The 17,410-nt window shown below is 66.7% G+C and carries 18 protein-coding genes; 15 read left to right on the top strand and 3 right to left on the bottom strand.

Annotation, left to right across the window (positions count from 1 at the left end):
• Positions 1-12: 12 nt before the first annotated feature.
• The 8 genes from tsf to N536_RS0117600 all read left to right on the top strand — a co-directional run bounded on the left by tsf (position 13) and on the right by N536_RS0117600 (position 9,428).
• Positions 13-828, top strand: a complete 816-nt coding sequence (gene tsf, locus N536_RS0117635; protein WP_029114811.1) for a translation elongation factor Ts — start codon at positions 13-15, stop codon at positions 826-828.
• Between the two features lie 144 nt (positions 829-972).
• Entirely contained in the window at positions 973-2,394 is a 1,422-nt protein-coding gene (locus N536_RS0117630) for an amidase (protein ID WP_029114810.1), read from the top strand.
• On the top strand, positions 2,391-3,161 hold the full coding sequence (locus N536_RS0117625) for a bifunctional 2-polyprenyl-6-hydroxyphenol methylase/3-demethylubiquinol 3-O-methyltransferase UbiG (RefSeq protein ID WP_029114809.1): 771 nt from the start codon (positions 2,391-2,393) through the stop codon (positions 3,159-3,161). Before N536_RS0117630 ends, N536_RS0117625 begins: the two co-directional genes overlap by 4 nt.
• A 217-nt stretch (positions 3,162-3,378) precedes the next feature.
• Positions 3,379-4,545, top strand: coding sequence for an ABC transporter permease (locus tag N536_RS0117620; RefSeq protein WP_029114808.1), 1,167 nt, complete (start codon positions 3,379-3,381; stop codon positions 4,543-4,545).
• Between the two features lie 32 nt (positions 4,546-4,577).
• Positions 4,578-5,141, top strand: a complete 564-nt coding sequence (locus N536_RS0117615; RefSeq protein ID WP_369798435.1) for an FtsX-like permease family protein — start codon at positions 4,578-4,580, stop codon at positions 5,139-5,141.
• A 3-nt stretch (positions 5,142-5,144) separates the two neighbouring features.
• A complete protein-coding gene (locus N536_RS0117610) occupies positions 5,145-5,891 on the top strand; it encodes an ABC transporter ATP-binding protein (RefSeq protein ID WP_029114806.1) in 747 nt (248 codons plus the stop codon).
• Between the two features lie 39 nt (positions 5,892-5,930).
• Positions 5,931-7,448, top strand: a complete 1,518-nt coding sequence (locus N536_RS0117605) for an APC family permease (RefSeq protein ID WP_029114805.1) — start codon at positions 5,931-5,933, stop codon at positions 7,446-7,448.
• A gap of 3 nt (positions 7,449-7,451) precedes the next feature.
• Complete coding sequence (locus N536_RS0117600; RefSeq protein WP_029114804.1) at positions 7,452-9,428, top strand: primary-amine oxidase; 1,977 nt, start codon at positions 7,452-7,454, stop codon at positions 9,426-9,428.
• Positions 9,429-9,475: 47 nt separating this feature from the next.
• On the opposite strand, the gene N536_RS0117595 is transcribed toward N536_RS0117600, so the two are convergent.
• Positions 9,476-9,907, bottom strand: coding sequence for a MarR family winged helix-turn-helix transcriptional regulator (locus N536_RS0117595; protein ID WP_155948631.1), 432 nt, complete (start codon positions 9,905-9,907; stop codon positions 9,476-9,478).
• Positions 9,908-9,943: 36 nt separating this feature from the next.
• Here N536_RS0117595 and N536_RS0117590 point away from each other — a divergent pair, with 36 nt between their 5' ends.
• The 4 genes from N536_RS0117590 to N536_RS0117575 all read left to right on the top strand — a co-directional run bounded on the left by N536_RS0117590 (position 9,944) and on the right by N536_RS0117575 (position 12,966).
• Positions 9,944-10,636 carry a class I SAM-dependent methyltransferase gene (locus N536_RS0117590; protein ID WP_029114802.1) on the top strand — a complete coding sequence of 231 codons (693 nt, stop codon included), beginning with the start codon at positions 9,944-9,946 and terminating at the stop codon, positions 10,634-10,636.
• 120 nt (positions 10,637-10,756) lie between these two features.
• Positions 10,757-11,494 carry a UMP kinase gene (pyrH, locus tag N536_RS0117585; RefSeq protein ID WP_029114801.1) on the top strand — a complete coding sequence of 246 codons (738 nt, stop codon included), beginning with the start codon at positions 10,757-10,759 and terminating at the stop codon, positions 11,492-11,494.
• A gap of 15 nt (positions 11,495-11,509) precedes the next feature.
• Positions 11,510-12,067, top strand: a complete 558-nt coding sequence (frr, locus tag N536_RS0117580; RefSeq protein ID WP_029114800.1) for a ribosome recycling factor — start codon at positions 11,510-11,512, stop codon at positions 12,065-12,067.
• A gap of 20 nt (positions 12,068-12,087) precedes the next feature.
• Positions 12,088-12,966: a phosphatidate cytidylyltransferase gene (locus tag N536_RS0117575; RefSeq protein WP_051574585.1), complete on the top strand. Its 879-nt coding sequence runs from the start codon at positions 12,088-12,090 to the stop codon at positions 12,964-12,966.
• A gap of 5 nt (positions 12,967-12,971) precedes the next feature.
• Here N536_RS0117575 and N536_RS0117570 read toward each other — a convergent pair whose 3' ends face one another.
• Positions 12,972-13,583: a TetR family transcriptional regulator gene (locus N536_RS0117570; RefSeq protein ID WP_029114798.1), complete on the bottom strand. Its 612-nt coding sequence runs from the start codon at positions 13,581-13,583 to the stop codon at positions 12,972-12,974.
• A 91-nt stretch (positions 13,584-13,674) separates the two neighbouring features.
• Here N536_RS0117570 and N536_RS0117565 point away from each other — a divergent pair, with 91 nt between their 5' ends.
• The gene (locus N536_RS0117565; RefSeq protein ID WP_029114797.1) at positions 13,675-14,211 is read left to right on the top strand and encodes an isoprenylcysteine carboxylmethyltransferase family protein; all 537 of its coding nucleotides are present in this window, start codon (positions 13,675-13,677) and stop codon (positions 14,209-14,211) included.
• Between the two features lie 18 nt (positions 14,212-14,229).
• Here the strand turns inward: N536_RS0117565 and N536_RS38750 are convergent, their stop codons facing one another.
• Positions 14,230-15,156 carry a DMT family transporter gene (locus N536_RS38750; protein WP_051574606.1) on the bottom strand — a complete coding sequence of 309 codons (927 nt, stop codon included), beginning with the start codon at positions 15,154-15,156 and terminating at the stop codon, positions 14,230-14,232.
• A gap of 170 nt (positions 15,157-15,326) precedes the next feature.
• Between N536_RS38750 and N536_RS0117555 the strand changes: the two genes are divergently transcribed.
• Positions 15,327-16,178, top strand: coding sequence for a LysR family transcriptional regulator (locus N536_RS0117555; RefSeq protein WP_029114796.1), 852 nt, complete (start codon positions 15,327-15,329; stop codon positions 16,176-16,178).
• A 9-nt stretch (positions 16,179-16,187) separates the two neighbouring features.
• Positions 16,188-17,279 carry a 23S rRNA (adenine(2503)-C(2))-methyltransferase RlmN gene (gene rlmN, locus N536_RS0117550; RefSeq protein WP_029114795.1) on the top strand — a complete coding sequence of 364 codons (1,092 nt, stop codon included), beginning with the start codon at positions 16,188-16,190 and terminating at the stop codon, positions 17,277-17,279.
• Positions 17,280-17,410: the final 131 nt, after the last annotated feature.

Genomic DNA, 17,410 nt, shown 5'->3' with positions numbered 1-17,410 from the left:
GGAAAGGCTGAGATGCCGAACTACACCGCTGCCGACGTCAAGCGCCTTCGGGACCTGACCGGTGCCGGAATGCTTGACTCGAAGAATGCGCTCGTCGAAGCCGAGGGCGACTTCGACAAGGCCGTCGAACTGCTCCGGATCAAGGGAGCCAAGGACGTCGGCAAGCGCGCCGAGCGTGCGACTGCCGAAGGTCTGGTCGTCGCCAAGGACGGTGCGCTGGTCGAGCTCAACTCCGAGACCGACTTCGTCGCCAAGAACGCCGAATTCCAGACGCTCGCCGACCTGGTCGTCTCCGCCGCCGTTGCGGCGAAGGCGACCGACGTCGACGCGCTGAAGGCCGCCAAGGCGGGTGACACGACCGTCGAGCAGGCGATCGCCGACATGTCGGCCAAGATCGGCGAGAAGCTCGAACTGCGTCGTGTCGCGTACTTCGACGGCAACGTCGAGACGTACCTGCACAAGCGTGCTGCCGACCTGCCGCCCGCGGTCGGCGTGCTCGTCGAGTACACCGGCACCGACAAGGCCGCTGCGCACGCCGTGGCCCTGCAGATCGCCGCGCTGAAGGCCAAGTACCTGACGCGCGACGAGGTGCCCGAGGACGTCGTCGCCCACGAGCGCCGCATCGCCGAGGAGACTGCCCGCAACGAGGGCAAGCCCGAGCAGGCACTGCAGAAGATCATCGAAGGTCGTCTCACCGGCTACTACAAGGACGTCGTGCTGCTCGACCAGCCGTCGGTGTCCGACAACAAGAAGTCCGTCAAGGCCCTGCTCGACGCGGCCGGGGTGACCGTCACGCGGTTCGTCCGGTTCGAGGTCGGTCAGGCCTAGCCGCCCAACCAACTTGAGTGGCCACCACGCCGCTCTCGAAGAAACCCCGCGTCTCTACCGGTGATCCCGGTCGACGCGGGGTTTCTGTCTGTCGGGGCCGGCCCACCCCTCGTTATTAGACACGTGTGTTGCTAAGTTCGGACCATGACGTTGGTTTCCGCGTTCGACGATGACGCACTGGGTGAGCTGGACGCCGTCGGAGTAGTCGAAAAGTTGAGGTCCGGCAACGTCTCCCGGACGGACGTCATCGAGGCGGCGATCGCCCGCACCGAGAAGGCGAACCCCCAGCTGAACGGTCTGGCCTACGAGGCATTCGACCGGGCCCGCGCGCGTGCCGGCGCGCCCCATGCGTACGGCGGCTACTTCGACGGCGTGCCGACCTTCGTCAAGGACAACGTGGCCGTGGCCGGCATGCCGACGATGGAGGGCGCCGACGCATGGCACCCCCGTCCGGAGGCCGACCACGGCGACTTCGCCCGCGCCTACTTGTCCACCGGCCTGATCCCGCTGGGTAAGACGCAGATGTCCGAGTTCGGATTCAGCGCCGCCGCGGAACATCCGCGGCTGGGTCCGGTTCGCAACCCATGGAACCCCGAACACACCGCCGGCGCATCGTCATCGGGATCGGGCGCGTTCGTGGCGGCAGGCGTGGTCCCCATTGCGCACGCCAACGACGGCGGCGGATCGATCCGGATCCCGGCCTCCTGCAACGGGTTGGTGGGGCTAAAGCCGTCGAGGGGCCGTCTGCCACTCGACAAGAACATGCGCGAGATGCCGATCCGCATCGTCGCCAACGGAGTGCTCACCCGGTCGGTGCGGGACACGGCAGCCTTCTACCGTGAGGCCGAAAACGTTTGGCGCAACACGAAACTCCCGCCCATCGGCGACGTCCGGGGGCCGGGTCGCGCCCGCCTGCGCGTCGGCGTGTACACCAAGTCGGTCAAGCGCGAATGCAGTCCTGAACTCCGCGACGCGACGTTGAGCACCGCCGCACTGCTCGAACGGATGGGCCACCGCGTGGAGTACCGCGATGCGCCGCCGGTACCGCACTCCTTCATCAACGACTTCCTGCTCTACTGGGCGCTGCTATCCATGGCGTTGGTACGCGGGGGCGGGAAGCGGTTCGGCGAGTCCTTCGACCGTGGCCGACTCGACAACCTGACGCTGGGTCTCGAGAAGTTCGCGGCGCGAAACCTGCACCGGTTGCCGGTGGCGATCGCCCGGCTGGCGACGTTGCGCAGGCGGATGCAGCGCCAAATCCGCCACTATGACGTGCTTTTGACGCCGACGCTGGCCGAGGAGCCGCCTCGCATCGGTCATCTCGACCCGACTGCCGACTACGACCAGATCATCGAGCGCCTCATGGACTGGGTGGCGTTCACGCCGCTGCAGAACGTCACCGGGGACCCGGCGATCTCGCTGCCGCTGGCACGGTCTGCGAGCGGGCTGCCGATGGGCATGATGTTCAGTGCCCCGCTCGGCCGCGATGCCACACTGCTGGAGCTGGCCTACGAACTCGAAGAGGCCCAACCGTGGCAGCTCATCCACGGCAGTGCGAAGTCGTGACACACGATTACGTGTACGACCAAGGCTTCGCCGAGGAGCGGGCGCGGTTGTCCGCGATGGAGAGTCTGTGGGACCCGGGCAGCCGGGCGCTGCTCGACGAACTCGGCATTGGGGACGGCTGGCGATGCCTCGAGGTCGGCGCCGGTGGCGGGTCGATGATGAAGTGGATGGCCGGGCGGGGCGGGAGCGTGTTGGCGATCGACATCGACACGCGGTTCGTGGAGGAGTTCGCCACCGGACCCGGAGGCATCGAAGTCCGTCGCGTCGACATCCGCACGGACGAGCTGCCTCGGGCCGAGTTCGATCTGGTCCACGCCCGTCTGGTGCTCGAGCACCTGACCGACCGCCGCCAGATCCTCGAGCGTCTGGCCGCGACGCTGCGCCCCGGGGGTTGGATGGTCATCGAGGACTACGACTGGACGAGCTTCGGTTTCGAGGGCGCCGATCCCCAGGTGGATCGGGTGGCCGAGGCGATTCTCGGCTTCATGCAAAACGCGGGGTTTGAGCCGCGCTACGGCCGTCTGGTGGTGGGCGACATCGAATACGCAGGCCTGACGGACGTCCGCGGTGAGGGGCGCGCGCGGATGATCAGCTCCAGCGACCCAGGTTTCGACTTCTTCAGGCTGTCGTTCGAGAGCATTCGGGGCGCCATCGTCGACGCCGGCATGATCTCTTCGGACGACGCCGCCGCAGCCGCTGCCCGATTCGGCGACAACATGCGCGTGCTCACGCCGGTGATGATGGCGGGAATCGGCCGCCGCCCTTGAGCCGGGCGGTGGGAGCCAGCACGGCGGGTGCCGTCGGCGGTGCGGATTCCGGCAGTCAATCGCACTGACCCTCAACATCATTCGATGTAGACGTCCGTGGCAACGACGAAATCCGTTGCCACCGTGACACAGCGCCGTAATCGGAGACCGCGCTAGTTAACCTACGCGACACTCCGCGTAGCTCTCGGCGAAACACTACGATCCCACCATCCTTCGTGTGGAGACCTCTGCGGCCACAGCCGTCAGATCACCTGCGATCGCAACCGCAGCATCGGGCAGCACGTTCCTGTGCCTCGTCCGGTTCGCGCTGGCGAACATCCGACGCCGGCCCGAACGCTTCGTGCTGTCCGTGCTCGGCATCGCCCTGGCGATCGCTTGCGTCACGATCGTCCGCACGATCTCGTCCAGTTTCGCGATCACGGGCGCCGATTCGGTTACCGACGTCCTCGGCGGTGCCCAACTCTGGGCGGTGCCCGCTGCAGGCGTGCACTTCGACACCGGCGCGCAGGCCCTCATCGCAGGCGGTCCCGCACCCGCCGTCGTGGTTCCCGACGGATGGCGGGCCACCCGCACGCTCTCCGGGACCACTCAGATCAACGGAACGACCGTCTCGCTGCGCGGCCGGGACGAGATCCCGCGCGGCCAAGCGGATCTGGGCTCCGGACTGGCGGACCGGCTGGGCCTGGCCGACGGTGACCGAGTGGTGGTCGGTGGCCAGAGCCTGACGGTGGTGGTGACGGGCAGCGGCGAGAGCATCACCGCGCCCACCGCACTGGCGACAGCCGTCGTCGGCGAGAACGGGTGGTGGACGGTCTTCGCGCCCGCCGGCGAGGAGAAGCGCCGCGACCTCGGCTCGACGTTCGGTGCCGCGGTCGGCCTGGCTGACACGTCGGATCCGTCGGTGGTGCCCGATCCGGGCGGTCGCGGTCTGATCTACGACACCGTCGGCGGCAACGGACCGCTGTCGTTCGAGCAGAAGTTCTCCGCGCTGTTCTCGGGCAAGGTGACCAGCTCCACGCTCGGGTTGATCTCGACCATCGGCCTGGCGCTCGGCTTCATCATCGCGCTGTCGTCGTTCCTGGCTGCCGTCGCCGAGCGCAAGCGCGAATTCGGCATCATGTCGAGCATCGGACTGTCTGACGAGGTGCTGTACTTCTTCCTCGTCGAGTCCGCGATCATCTTCGTGGTTGCCTACCTCGTCGGCGTCCTCGGCGCCGGAGCCGCTGTGGCGCTGGTGATTCCGAGCATCGCCACACCGGTCGCATGGCTTCAGGCCGCGGGAATGGTCGCCGCCTTCCTGCCGGCGATGGCGATCGTCGGAGCGTTGGTTCCCGTGCACCGGCTGCTGCAGCAACGACCCGTCGACCTACTGGGGGACCGCTAGATGCGCTGGGCGAGCGAAGCGGCGGGGGAATCATGTTGAAGGGTCTTGCGTACGGCTGGCTGTCCGCGCGCCGACGGATCAAGGAGATGGTGCTGCCGGTCGTCACGACGGCCACGGGTGCCTTCCTCGTCGTCATCGTGTTCGGCATGTCCGACGGAATCCGTGCCCAGTCCGCATCACTCGGCCATGCCGACGAGATCGGTCGCGCGGTCATCCTCATCGCCGTCACGGTCCTGCTGGTCGGCGTCGTCGAAGTGGCGGTGGCGACCACCCGCACCGTGGCGCACCGCACCCGCGAACTCGGCGTGCTCGGCGCCAACGGCATCCCGCGCGGGCCGGTGATCGCCGCCCTACTCGTCGAGCCCGTGATCGCGGCGGTGCTCGGCGCCGTTGCGGGCGCCGCACTCGCGGGAGTGGCCGGGATCGCCTTGGACGTAGCCGGTTTGGCCCCGACCGGTGTGTCACTGCCAGGCCTGCTGTCCGGCGCGGCCATCGCCATCGGGGTGAGCATCGCGGCGGCGCTGGCCACCAGCATCCTGCCCACGTGGAACGCAGCGTCGCGGCCACCCATCCGTTCGCTCTCGAGTGGAGGTTAGGCCATGACGGCCGTACAAGACACCAAGGACGCCGCCGATACCACTGTCGCGACCACCGCCGAGCCGGGTGACGCCAAGGCCCCGGTCATCGAGATCTCCGACGTGTGGAAGCTGCACAAGCTCGGCGACGAGGTCGTCAAGGCGTTGGTGGCCGCTGAGCTTCAGGTGATGCCCGGCGAGTTCGTGTGCCTGATGGGTCCCAGCGGCAGCGGAAAGTCGACCCTGCTGAACATCATCGGCGGGCTCGACCGGCCCACCAAGGGAATCGTGAAGGTGGCGGGCAAGGACACCGGCAAGCTGACCGAGAGCCAGTTCGCCGCACTTCGCCACGACACCATCGGGTTCATCTTCCAGAGCTACAACCTGATCCCGTTCCTGTCCGCGGTGGAGAACGTCGAGTTGCCGTTGATGTTCGAGCCCTATGACCGGAAGGCGCTGCGCAAGAGGGCGATCGAACTGCTCGAGTTGGTGGGCCTCGGTCATCGCGTCCATCACCAGCCCACCAAGATGTCCGGCGGCGAGCAGCAGCGTACCGCGATCGCGCGGTCGTTGATCAGCAACCCGACGCTGGTGCTCGCCGACGAGCCGACCGCAAACCTCGACCACCGGACCGGTGAGACGGTGGTGCGCATGCTCCGCGACCTGTGTTCGACGCTGGGCGTCACCGTGGTCGCCAGCACCCATGACCCCACGGTGGCCGACGAAGCGAGCCGTGTCGTCCGGATGAAAGACGGACAAATCGTTAACTAGCTAGGACCTGAGGGATTCGATCCGATTGGGAGAGAAGGCATGACACAAGAACTCGAGGCGGCGCCACCGACTGGCCGCGACGCACTGATGACCACTGAGCTGGTCCCCGAGCAGATTCTGCCAAAGGTGCTCGGCACCTTCGGACTGACCGCGACCTACGTCTTCATCATCTGCTGGATCACCGGCTCGTCGGTGATGGCGGGCGGTGGCTGGACCGCGATCCCGATGTGGATCCTCGGCATCGTCACGTTCCTGGTGCCCGCGGGTCTCGCGGTCGCCGAGCTGGGCAACCTGTGGCCCGGCCAGGGTGGTGTGTACATCTGGGCGTTCCGCACCATGGGCGACAAGATGGCGTTCCTCGGCGGCTACCTGTCGTGGGTACCGGTTGTGCTCAACACCGCATCGTCGCCCGCAATCGTGCTCCAGCTCCTGCTGTTGGCGTTCCACGCCGAGCTCGGCCTGACGCTGAGCATCATCCTGCAGCTGGTGATCCTGTGGGCGGTCGTGGGGCTGGCGCTGGCGAAACTCGCTGCCAACCAGAAGATCATGAACTTCACGTTCCTCGTGTACATCGCGCTGACCTTGACCATCTTCGTCAGTGCGATCATCTACGTCGGCGGCCACGGTTCGGCAACGCCGTTCAACGCGCACGACGCCCTGGTACCCAACTTCGTCGGCGCCGGCTTCCTCTACGGCACCGTGCTGCTGTACCTGGTCGGCGTCGAGACCCCGTTCAACATGGGTGCGGAGTTCCTGTCGGTCAAGCGCAGCGCCACCAAGATGATCACCTACGGCTCGGCGGCACTGATCGTGATCTATCTGCTGACCACGCTCGGGACGATGATGGTGCTGCCGGGCGACGAAATCGACCCCGTCACAGGTGTAATCGGCAACCTCGGGGTGTCGGGCTTCCCCGGTCTCATGGAGGTGGCGGCCGTCATCCTCGCCGTGATCGTGTTCGTTGCCATGACGACCTATCAGGTGGCGTACTCACGCCTGATCTTCGTCTCGGGCCTGGAGCGTCACTTGCCCCGGATATTCACCCACCTCAACCCCCGCACCCGCAATCCCGTGACCGCGATCCTGGTTCAGGGAGTGCTGTCGTCGCTGATCCTGGTCGGGCTGTACTCCCAGAGCAGCATGGCCAACGTCACCATCTACCTGCAGGGCGGCCTGTCGGTGGTGTGGCTGATCTCCGGGTTCTTCTTCTTCATCCCTCTCGTCATCGCGCGCAAGAAGTACGCGGATCGCTATGCCGGCGAAGACTTCTGGCGCATCCCCGGCGGCATGCCGGTGGTGTGGGTGGTGACGGTGATCGGTGTCGTGGCGACGTGCGTGGGCATCTACTACTCGTTCGCGTCGCCGTGGATCGACGTACCGCCCGCCACCTGGATGACGTGGGTGGGCTCGATCGCGGCAGGCATGTTCGTCCTCGGCGCGATCGTGTACTACTTCGGCCGGCGGTCGGCGGCCAAGCTCACCCAGGAGGATTCGTTGGCGCATCTGGCCGTCCTCGATCTCAAGAAACCCGAAACCACGAGCCCAGAGGGAGCCTGACCAATGACCCTGGACAGCACCACGCTTCGCGCGGACGCTACCGAGGACAAGACCAACTATCCGCTCGACCCGTTGTCGGGTGCCGAGATCCAGGCCGCCGCAGCCGTCATCACCGAATCCGAATATGCCTCGCCGACACTGAAGTTCGTCATGATTCAGCTGGCGGAGCCAGCGAAGACTGCCGATTTGACGTTCGTGGGCGCGGTCGACGTGCCGCGCTGCGCGTTCGCCACGATGTACGACGGCGCGGCCAAGATGATCTACGAGGCGGTCGTCGACCTCGGCGCGAGGGTCATCGAGTCGTGGAAGGCGATACCGGGCCGGTTCCCGTCTTATCTGGTGGAACACATGACCGGGGTGGAGGAGACGGTCCGCGAGGACCCGCGCTGGCAGGCGGCGATGCTGAAACGGGGCATCACCGACTTCAGCCTGGCCATGATCGACCCATGGCCGGCAGGCTATTACGGCCAGGGTGATCACTACGACAACTCGCCCCTGATCTGCCGGCCGCTGACGTTCATGCGTGCTGCCCCTTCCGAACACGGCTACGCCCGTCCCGTCGAGGGGCTCATCGTTACGTTCGATCTGGACAACATGAAGGTCATCGACATCGAGGACCACGGTGTGGTGCCGATGCCGCCGACGGCGGGCAACTACGCCGAGAAGTTCATGTTCGATGCGAACAACCGGCCGGCCTTCACCGAGTTCCGTTCCGACGTCAAGCCGATCGAGATCACACAGCCGGATGGCCCCAGCTTCACGGTCGACGGGTGGCACGTGACGTGGCAGAAGTGGTCGATGCGCATCGGCTTCAACCCGCGTGAGGGCATCACGCTGCACGAGGTGACCTACACCGACCGCGGCGAGACCCGGCCCATCCTGTACCGGGGGTCGCTGTCGGAGATGGTGGTGCCCTACGGCGACACCTCGCCGACCCATTGGAACAAGAACGTGTTCGACATGGGTGAGGTGGGGATGGGCTTCTCGGCCAACCCGCTGACGCTCGGCTGCGACTGTCTCGGCGAAATCCACTACTTCGACGGCACGGTCAACGACTCCAACGGTGGCGCCGTCACTATCCCGAATGCCATTTGCATGCACGAGGAAGACTACGGAATCTCCTGGAAGCACACTGACTTCCGTACCGAGGAGGTCGAGGTCCGACGCTCGCGGCGGCTGGTCGTGTCGATGATCTGCACCGTCGGCAACTACGAGTACGGGTTCTTCTGGTACTTCTACAACGACGCCTCCATCGAGGTGGAGGTGAAGCTGTCGGGCGTACTCACCACGGGAGCCGTCGAGGACGGCGAGGTACCGCGGTGGGGCAAGCTCGTGGCGCCCGGCATCTACGGCCCGAATCATCAGCACTTCTTCAACTTCCGACTCGACATGAGCGTCGACGGGCCGGGAAACAGTGTGTACGAGGTGGATTCGGTTCCGGAGCCGGACCCGGCGCTCAACCCGCACAACAACGCGTGGATCACGCAGGACACGCTGGTGGCCTCGGAAGCCGAGGGCGCGCGGGACTGGGACTGGAAGACGGGCCGGTACTGGAAGATCGCCAACCCGTCCAAGAAGAACGAACTCGGCAGTCCCGTGGCGTACAAGCTGGTGCCGAAGGACATCGTGCCCGTGATGGTGCAGGAAGGTTCCGTCATCTATGACCGGGCTCGCTTCGTGCAGCACAACCTCTGGGTGACCAAGTACGACGAGGCCGAGAAGTTCGCCGCGGGCGACTACATGTACCAGTCGCCGGACGCGCAGGGTCTGCCCGAGTTCGTCGCCGACGATGCGCCGCTGGAGGACACGGACGTGGTGCTCTGGTACACGCTTGGCGCCCACCACGTGGTGCGTCCGGAGGACTGGCCGGTGATGCCGTGTGCCTACACGGGATTCCACCTCAAGCCGATCGGCTTCTTCGATGGGAACCCGGCACTCGACCTCCCGCCGTCACCGCCGAAGGCGTGCCACCACCACTGAGGCAACAGCGGCCGTAACGACGCCCGATCCGATGCCCGCCGCGCTGGTCACCCCAGCGCGGCGAGTATCCGTTTGAACTGGCGCCGGTCGGCCTCGCCGAGCGGCGCCAGGACCTTGAGTTCTGCTTCGTGGACACCGGCGTCGAGCCGGCTCAGCAGTGCCGTGCCCTCGCGGGTCAACTCGGCAGGCAATGACCGACCCGATGCCACCGTGGCCGGTCGGTCCACCAGGCCGCGCTCCTGAAGGCCGCGCACGACCATGTTCATCGCCTGCGGCGACACGCCGACGTCGCGGGCCAGTTCGGCGTTCGACCTGCCGGGCCAGTGGGACAGCATTCGCATGCAGATGTATTGCGAAAACGACAGTCCGAGTGGTTCGAGCACCGTCGCCGTCACCTCCGCGCGCAGCGCGGACGCGACCCGGCTCAAGAGGTAGCCCAGCGGCTGATCCCCGTGGGGGCGATCGGTCATGTCAACCATCTTGACACATATCAATCACGTTGATAAACAGGAGGCATGACGAATCCTTCCGACGTGTCCAACGTGATGTTCGATTCCGCCTACCGCGGCGAGGTCGCCGAGATGGGGCTCGGCGCCAAACCCCCGTGGAGCATCGGTGCACCCCAACCCGAAATCGCCGCGTTGATCGAGGCGGGCAAGGTCCACGGCGACGTGCTGGACGCCGGCTGCGGCGAGGCGGCGACCGCGCTGGCGCTGGCCGAGTTGGGCTTCACGACGGTCGGCCTGGATCAGTCGCCGACCGCGATCGAGCTCGCGCGGGCCGAAGCCGCCAAGCGTGGACTCACCAACGCCACCTTCGAGGTCGCCGACATCAGTGCGTTCACCGGCTACGACGGCCGCTTCGGCACCATCGTCGACAGCACGCTGTTCCACTCCATGCCGGTCGAGCTGCGCGACGGCTACCAGCAGTCCATCGTGCGGGCCGCGGCGCCGGGCGCGTCATACTTCGTCCTCGTGTTCGACCGGACCGGCATGCCCGCCGGTCCGGCCCACCCCGTCACCGAGCAGGAACTGCGTGACGTGGTGTCGAAGTACTGGGTGATCGACGAGATCCGGTCCGCTCGCATCCACGCCAACGTCGCCGAGAACGCCACGGGCCTGGAGGGGTTTGCCGGCGCGGGGATTCGGGACGAGGGCAACGGCCGCATGTCGATGCCGGCCTGGCTGTTGACCGCGCACCTCGGCTAGGCGCCTGGCCAGCCGACTCCCGCGCCACCCCTGCGTTGCCGCGCGGCCCCGATGAGGCAGGATTGGAGGCGCCCTCCTCGCTGAACGCCGGGACGGCATTCGCATGCGAGGAGGAGTCTGATGGCGCAGCCAATCGTCGCCGGGCCCATCCGGCCGATGTACACGCGCGTGCTGCTCAAGCTGGGCGGCGAGATGTTCGGCGGTGGTCAAGTGGGCCTCGACCCCGACGTCGTCGCGCAGGTCGCGCGGCAGATCGCCGAGGTGGTACGCAGCGGCGCGCAGGTGGCCGTCGTGATCGGCGGCGGCAACTTCTTCCGCGGCGCACAGCTGCAGCAGCGCGGCATGGAGCGCACCCGGTCGGACTACATGGGCATGCTCGGCACGGTGATGAACAGCCTGGCGCTTCAGGACTTCCTGGAGAAGGAAGGCATCGTGACGCGGGTGCAGACCGCGATCACGATGGGCCAGGTCGCCGAGCCCTACATTCCGCTGCGGGCCGTTCGGCACCTCGAGAAGGGTCGCGTGGTGATCTTCGGTGCCGGCATGGGCCTGCCGTACTTCTCCACCGACACCACCGCCGCGCAACGGGCGCTGGAGATCGGCGCGGAGGTCGTCCTGATGGCCAAGGCCGTCGACGGGGTGTTCACCGACGACCCCCGCAAGAATCCCGATGCCGAGCTGTTGACCGCGATCACCCACCGCGAGGTGATCGACCGGGGACTGCAGGTCGCCGATTCCACCGCATTCAGCCTGTGCATGGACAACGGCATGCCGATCCTCGTGTTCAATCTCCTCACCGACGGAAATATCGCGCGAGCGGTCGCAGGTGAGAAGATCGGAACACTGGTCACGACCTGACAGGGAGAAAAGACTGTGATCGACGAAACCCTCTTCGATGCCGAGGAGAAGATGGAGAAGGCCGTCTCGGTGGCGCGCGACGACCTGTCGTCCATCAGGACCGGTCGGGCCAACCCTGGGATGTTCTCGCGCCTCACCATCGATTACTACGGTTCGCCTACCCCGATCACGCAGCTCTCGAGCATCAACGTTCCCGAAGCGCGCCTCGTCGTCATCAAGCCGTATGAGGCCAATCAGTTGCGCAGTATCGAGGACGCCATCCGGCATTCCGACCTCGGCGTCAACCCGAGCAACGACGGCAACGTCATCAGAATCTCCATCCCGCAGCTCACCGAGGAACGCCGGCGCGAACTCGTCAAGCAGGCCAAGTCCAAGGGCGAGGACGCGAAGGTGACGGTGCGCAACATTCGTCGCAAGGCGATGGAGGAGCTCAACCGCATCAAGAAGGACGGTGAGGCGGGCGAGGACGAGGTGGGCCGCGCCGAGAAGGAACTCGACAAGTACACGTCGACCTACACCGCCCAGATCGACGACCTGGTGAAGCACAAAGAAGGCGAGCTGCTCGAGGTCTAGAACCTCGACAATCGATTTCCGTGGCTGACACCGATACCGCCCCGTCCGAGGGGCCAGACGCTTCTCGCGAGGAGCCCAAGAAGTCGCGCGCTGGTCGCGACTTGCCCGCGGCCATCGCCGTCGGTGCCTTCCTTGGCTTCGGCGTCATCGCGATTCTGGTCTTCGCGCCGCTCTGGTGGATTCCGGTCGTCGCCGCCGCGATGGCCGTCGCCACGCACGAGGTGGTACGCCGGCTACGCACCGCCGGATATTCGATTCCCGTGGTGCCGTTGCTCATTGGCGGTCAAGCCATGATCTGGCTGACGTGGCCGTTCGGGCCCGCCGGAGCGCTGGGCAGCTTTGGCGGCACCGTCGTCGTGTGCATGATCTGGCGGCTGCTGTCGGGCGGGTTGAAGGACGCACCGCAGAACTACCTGCGTGACGTAACGGCGACTGTCTTTCTGGCGGCGTGGATTCCGCTGTTCGGCGCATTCGGCACCCTGTTGGTCTATCCCGACGACGGTGGCTGGCGGGTGCTCTGCCTGATGCTGGGCGTGGTGTTCTCCGACATCGGCGGCTACGCGGCGGGCGTGTTGTTCGGCAAGCACCCCATGGTCCCGGCGATCAGCCCGAAGAAGTCGTGGGAGGGCTTCGCCGGCTCGCTCATCTTCGGCACCGCCGCCGCCGTGCTGGCCGTGACCTTCCTGCTGGACAAGCCGGCCTGGGTGGGCGTGCCACTGGGTCTGATGCTGGTGATCACCGGCACGCTCGGGGATCTCATCGAGTCACAGGTCAAGCGCGACCTCGGGATCAAGGACATGGGCACGCTGCTGCCCGGTCACGGCGGCCTGATGGACCGCCTCGACTCCGTGCTGCCGTCTGCCGTCGCGACCTGGATCGTGTTGACGCTCTTGGCGTGAGCCGGTCAGCGGCTCATCTGCACGCTCGCATCGGTGAGGTAGCGCTGCACGGTCGGCCCGACCCACGTGACGAGGTCGTCGACGGGCGTTGACGCCATCGGCTCGATCTTGAGCTGGTAGCGGGCAAAGGCCAGACCCGTGAGGTGGGAGGCCACCAACTCCACGCGCAGCACCGCATCGGCGACGCCGAACTGGGCGGCCACCCGCTTCGCCATCGGACCGGCGAGGGCGTCGTGCAACACCTTTCGCGCCGCTGGCTGGATCGCCGCCGAACGCCACACCGTCAGCAGCGGCTCGAAGACCCCTCCTCCGTCCCAGTGCTCGAGGAAACGGCGGACGAGCCGCGGGCCGATGTCATCGCTGCCCTCGTCGAGGAGCGTTGCCAGTTGATGCAGCGGATGCTCCGGGCCCGTCAGAACCGAGGCGCTGAACAGCCCTTCCTTGTTGCCGAAGAAGTAGTAGACCATCGCGACGTCCACACCGGCGTCGGCGGCGATGCCCCGGACGGTGGCCCGCTCGTACCCGTCGCGGGTGAACCTGTCGCGTGCCGCGTCGATGATGCGTTGCTTGCTCTGCTGACCGGTGCGCCACCGGCCGCTGCGTCGCTCTTCGGGCATGCCGCCGACAATACTTCAACGCATGTTGGACATACCGGAAGGGCCGTCTTATCGTGGTTCTTGAACGACTGCTGAAGAAAGGAAATCCACGATGACGGAGACAATCCAACGGCGGCTGTGGTGGCGGCACCTGCTGTCGTTTCTGGTCGCCCCGGTGACGATGACGATCGTCATTCCGACGCTGATCGTGGGCGCCGCCGACGTGCGGCGGCCCGACTTCGACTCGGCTCTGGGAATCTCGCTCGGCATCGTCGGCGGCCTACTGATCGCCGGCGGTGTCGCCATGCTGTTCTGGACGGTCTACCTCTTCGACCGGGTGGGCAAGGGCACCCTCGGCGTGGGAGAAGTGATGGGGCAACCGGTCAACCTCGTCGTGCACGGGCCGTACCGGCACGTCCGCAATCCGATGATCAGCGGTGTGCTGGCCATCCTGCTCGGTGAGGCGGCACTGTTCGCATCGGGCTGGCTGCTGCTGTGGTTCGCGGTCTTCTTCGCAGGCCTGGCCACCTTCATCCAGTTGTGGGAGGAGCCGCATCTCACCGAGCGGTTCGGCGACGAATACGTCGACTACCGCCGCAACGTTCCACGCTGGGTCCCGCGGATGTCGGCGTGGGAGCCCGGTCGATGATGCTGCTCGACGGACCGGCTACCTGATGACTGCGGCCTGATGGACGTCGGCGTCGTCGCGCCCTGAATCCTGTTGGACCAAGGTGGCTTTCGTCTTGGCACCGCCGGACCCGTTGAGCCAGCAGGCTAGCGCGCCGAGCAGCAGCCCGACGCCGATGCCGATGTCGACGCGCTGGCCCAGCATCAGCCAGGACAGCGCTCCCGCGACGGCGGGAATCACGGCGAAGAGCATCGACACCGCGGCGGCGCCGTGCAGGTTGACCGCGCGCACGTAGAGCGAAACGCCGACCGTCGCGTTCAGCAGCACGACACCGGCCACGGCGATTGCGGCCTTCACCCCGTCGTGGACGGCGAACGGCGTCGTCAACGTGAAGATCAGAGCGGGCGCGAACGCGACGACGTTCTGGATGGCCGTCGAGGCGCGGAAGTCGACGTCGGCGCAGAACCGCTGCTGATAGACCCCGCCCGCCGCCAGACCGAGCAGGGCGACGAGCAGTAGCAGCACGGCAGGATCGACGCCCTTCTCGGCGATCAGCCTGCTCGCGCAGGCGGCCAACACCGCGGCGACCCCGAGGACCAGTGCGAGGATCCGACGCCAAGTCAGTCGGTCGCGCAGGAACGTCGCCGTCAGCAGGGCGGTGGCCACCGGGTTCATCGCCACGACCACGGCGCACAGCACCGCCGGGGCGCCGTGCTGGATGGCGAGGTACAGCGTGCAGAACTGAACCGCCTGCATCAGTAGCCCGGTGACGGCGACATGGCCGAGCTTGCGACCCCTCGGCCAGCTCACCCGTGCGAAGTACGCCCAAGGGCCCAGAACGATCGCCGCCAGACTGAACCGGAATGCCAGGACCGCCATCGGCGTCATCGCGATCACGGCCATGTTGCCGATCGGATAGCCGAGGGCGTAGAAGAAGGTCACGGTAGACGCGGTCCTCAGCGGCATCCGGGTGGGCGTCATGAACCCCATGCTGTCGGACGCCCGCGGGACGAGTCCAACGATTATCGGCGATCACGAGTGATCGTGAATCGTGATCAATCACTTCCCGTAGTGGTGGAAGAGCACGCAAAACGCGACTCTTTGATCTGCATTGCTGATCGGAGTACCTTTGCCGGGTGGCTCAGGTCCTGGACATCGCACCGTTGCGCAGCGTCGTCGCGGTCGCCGACTGTGGCGGATTTCACCGCGCCGCGACGGTTCTGCACCTCACCCAGTCGGCGGTCAGTCAGCACGTCCGCCGGGTGGAAACCGTGGTGGGCGGTCCCGTCGTGCAGAAGTCCGGCCGCGGGGTGGCCTTCACCGACCTGGGGCAGCGCGTCCTGGCCCATGCCAGAACCATCCTGGCCGCGCATGACAGCGCTCTGCGCGACCTCGGGGCCGCCGAGGAGAGGGTGCTGGTCGTCGGTGCCACCGAACATGGTGCGGACGTGATGTTGCCCGGCCTGACCGGCGCCCTGGGGGAGCGACTGCCGGATTGGCGACTGCGCTTCCGGCTGGATCGCAACGTGATGCTCGCCGACGCCATCGAGCACGGCACCGTCGACCTCGCCGTACTGGTCGACGGGTCCGGGCTCGATCCCGTCAACGCCTCCGGTGTCGTTGCGCTGAAGTGGATCTCCGCACGCAACTTCGTGTTGCCCGCGGCAGGACCGCTGTCGGTGGTGATGTTCTCCGAACCGTGCACCCTGCGCGAACCCGCGTACGCCGCGCTCGACCGGATCGGCATGCCGTATCGCATCGCGGCCGAGACGGCCGACCTGTCGGGTCTGTACGCCGCCGTTCGCTCCGGTCTCGGAGTCGCTCTGTTGCCGATGATCGGTCGGCTGCCCGACGGCCTGTGTCTGGTCGAGGGGCTGCCGCCGACCAGCCGCGCGTCGGTCTTCGTGCGCGGCCGAGCGGGCGTCGACGTCGACCTGCTGAAAACCCTCGACCATGCCGTTCGCGACGTGCTGGCCGAACAGACCTGAGGACGAGAAATGAAGCAGGAACTCGTATTCGACGCACCACGCCGCGGAATGCCGCCACGGCACCTCGCCGACCTCGACGATGCGGGACGCGCCGCCGCGGTCGCGGAACTGGGGTTGCCCGCCTTTCGGGGCAAGCAATTGGCCAACCAGTACTACGGCAGGCTGATCGCCGATCCGCACCAGATGACCGATCTGCCTGCGGCGGTCCGCGATCAGGTCGCCGAGGCGCTGTTCCCGCCGCTGCTGAGCCCGCTTCGCCAGGTCGAGTGCGACGCGGGTGATACGCGAAAGACGTTGTGGCGCGCCGGCGATGGGACGACGTTCGAATCGGTGCTGATGCGCTACCCGCAGCGCACCACGGTGTGCATCTCGTCGCAGGCCGGCTGTGGCATGGCATGCCCCTTCTGCGCGACGGGCCAAGGCGGACTGACCCGAAACCTCTCCACGGCCGAGATTCTCGAGCAGGTGCGGGCCGCGTCGGCGACGGCGCGCGATGAGCACGACGGAAGATTGTCGAACATCGTCTTCATGGGCATGGGTGAGCCGCTGGCCAACTACAACCGCGTGCTCGCTGCGGTGCACCGCATCATCGCCCCGCCGCCACAGGGCTTCGGCATCTCGGCGCGGTCGGTCACCGTGTCGACGGTGGGGCTGGCCCCGGCGATCCGGAAGCTGGCCGACGAGCGTCTCGGCGTCACGCTGGCACTCTCCCTGCACGCACCCGACGACGAGCTGCGCGACACCCTGGTGCCGGTGAACAACCGGTGGAACGTGGGCGAAGCTCTCGACGCCGCACGGTATTACGCCGACGTCACCGGCAGGCGCGTGTCGATCGAGTACGCGCTGATTCGCGACGTGAACGACCAGCCGTGGCGTGGCGACCTGCTCGGCAAGCGGTTGCACGGCGCACTCGGGCCGTTGGTCCACGTCAACGTCATCCCGCTGAACCCCACGCCGGGCAGCAAGTGGGACGCCAGCCCCAAGGCTGCCGAGCGCGAGTTCGTCAAGAAGGTCCGCGAGCGCGGCGTGTCATGCACTGTGCGCGACACCCGCGGCCGCGAAATCGCCGCCGCCTGCGGTCAATTGGCCGCCGAGGGCTGACTTTTTCTCGCCGAAACTGCTGTCAGATCGCAATTTTCGCCTCAAAGTCAAGTGGCTATCGCAACGCGGCTAGGCGGCTTGGTTGAGGAGGGTGGCTAGGCGTTGGGCTGGGGTGTCGAGATCGAGGGTGG

Origin of the sequence: Mycobacterium sp. URHB0044 (assembly GCF_000620625.1) — a bacterium.
In the GTDB taxonomy this organism is placed as follows: Bacteria; Actinomycetota; Actinomycetes; order Mycobacteriales; family Mycobacteriaceae; genus Mycobacterium.
Note: the sequence above shows the minus strand (reverse complement) of the source record. Positions and strands in the feature narration are given on the sequence as shown.

Coding starts and splice junctions, on each gene's coding strand:
- N536_RS0117610 (WP_029114806.1), top strand. CDS start 5,145: ATGACGGCCGTACAAGACACCAAGGACGCCGCCGATACCACTGTCGCG.
- N536_RS38750 (WP_051574606.1), bottom strand. CDS start 15,156: ATGCCGCTGAGGACCGCGTCTACCGTGACCTTCTTCTACGCCCTCGGC.
- rlmN (WP_029114795.1), top strand. CDS start 16,188: ATGAAGCAGGAACTCGTATTCGACGCACCACGCCGCGGAATGCCGCCA.
- N536_RS0117600 (WP_029114804.1), top strand. CDS start 7,452: ATGACCCTGGACAGCACCACGCTTCGCGCGGACGCTACCGAGGACAAG.
- N536_RS0117615 (WP_369798435.1), top strand. CDS start 4,578: ATGTTGAAGGGTCTTGCGTACGGCTGGCTGTCCGCGCGCCGACGGATC.
- N536_RS0117605 (WP_029114805.1), top strand. CDS start 5,931: ATGACACAAGAACTCGAGGCGGCGCCACCGACTGGCCGCGACGCACTG.
- tsf (WP_029114811.1), top strand. CDS start 13: ATGCCGAACTACACCGCTGCCGACGTCAAGCGCCTTCGGGACCTGACC.
- N536_RS0117595 (WP_155948631.1), bottom strand. CDS start 9,907: ATGGTTGACATGACCGATCGCCCCCACGGGGATCAGCCGCTGGGCTAC.
- N536_RS0117630 (WP_029114810.1), top strand. CDS start 973: ATGACGTTGGTTTCCGCGTTCGACGATGACGCACTGGGTGAGCTGGAC.
- pyrH (WP_029114801.1), top strand. CDS start 10,757: ATGGCGCAGCCAATCGTCGCCGGGCCCATCCGGCCGATGTACACGCGC.
- N536_RS0117570 (WP_029114798.1), bottom strand. CDS start 13,583: ATGCCCGAAGAGCGACGCAGCGGCCGGTGGCGCACCGGTCAGCAGAGC.
- N536_RS0117565 (WP_029114797.1), top strand. CDS start 13,675: ATGACGGAGACAATCCAACGGCGGCTGTGGTGGCGGCACCTGCTGTCG.
- N536_RS0117590 (WP_029114802.1), top strand. CDS start 9,944: ATGACGAATCCTTCCGACGTGTCCAACGTGATGTTCGATTCCGCCTAC.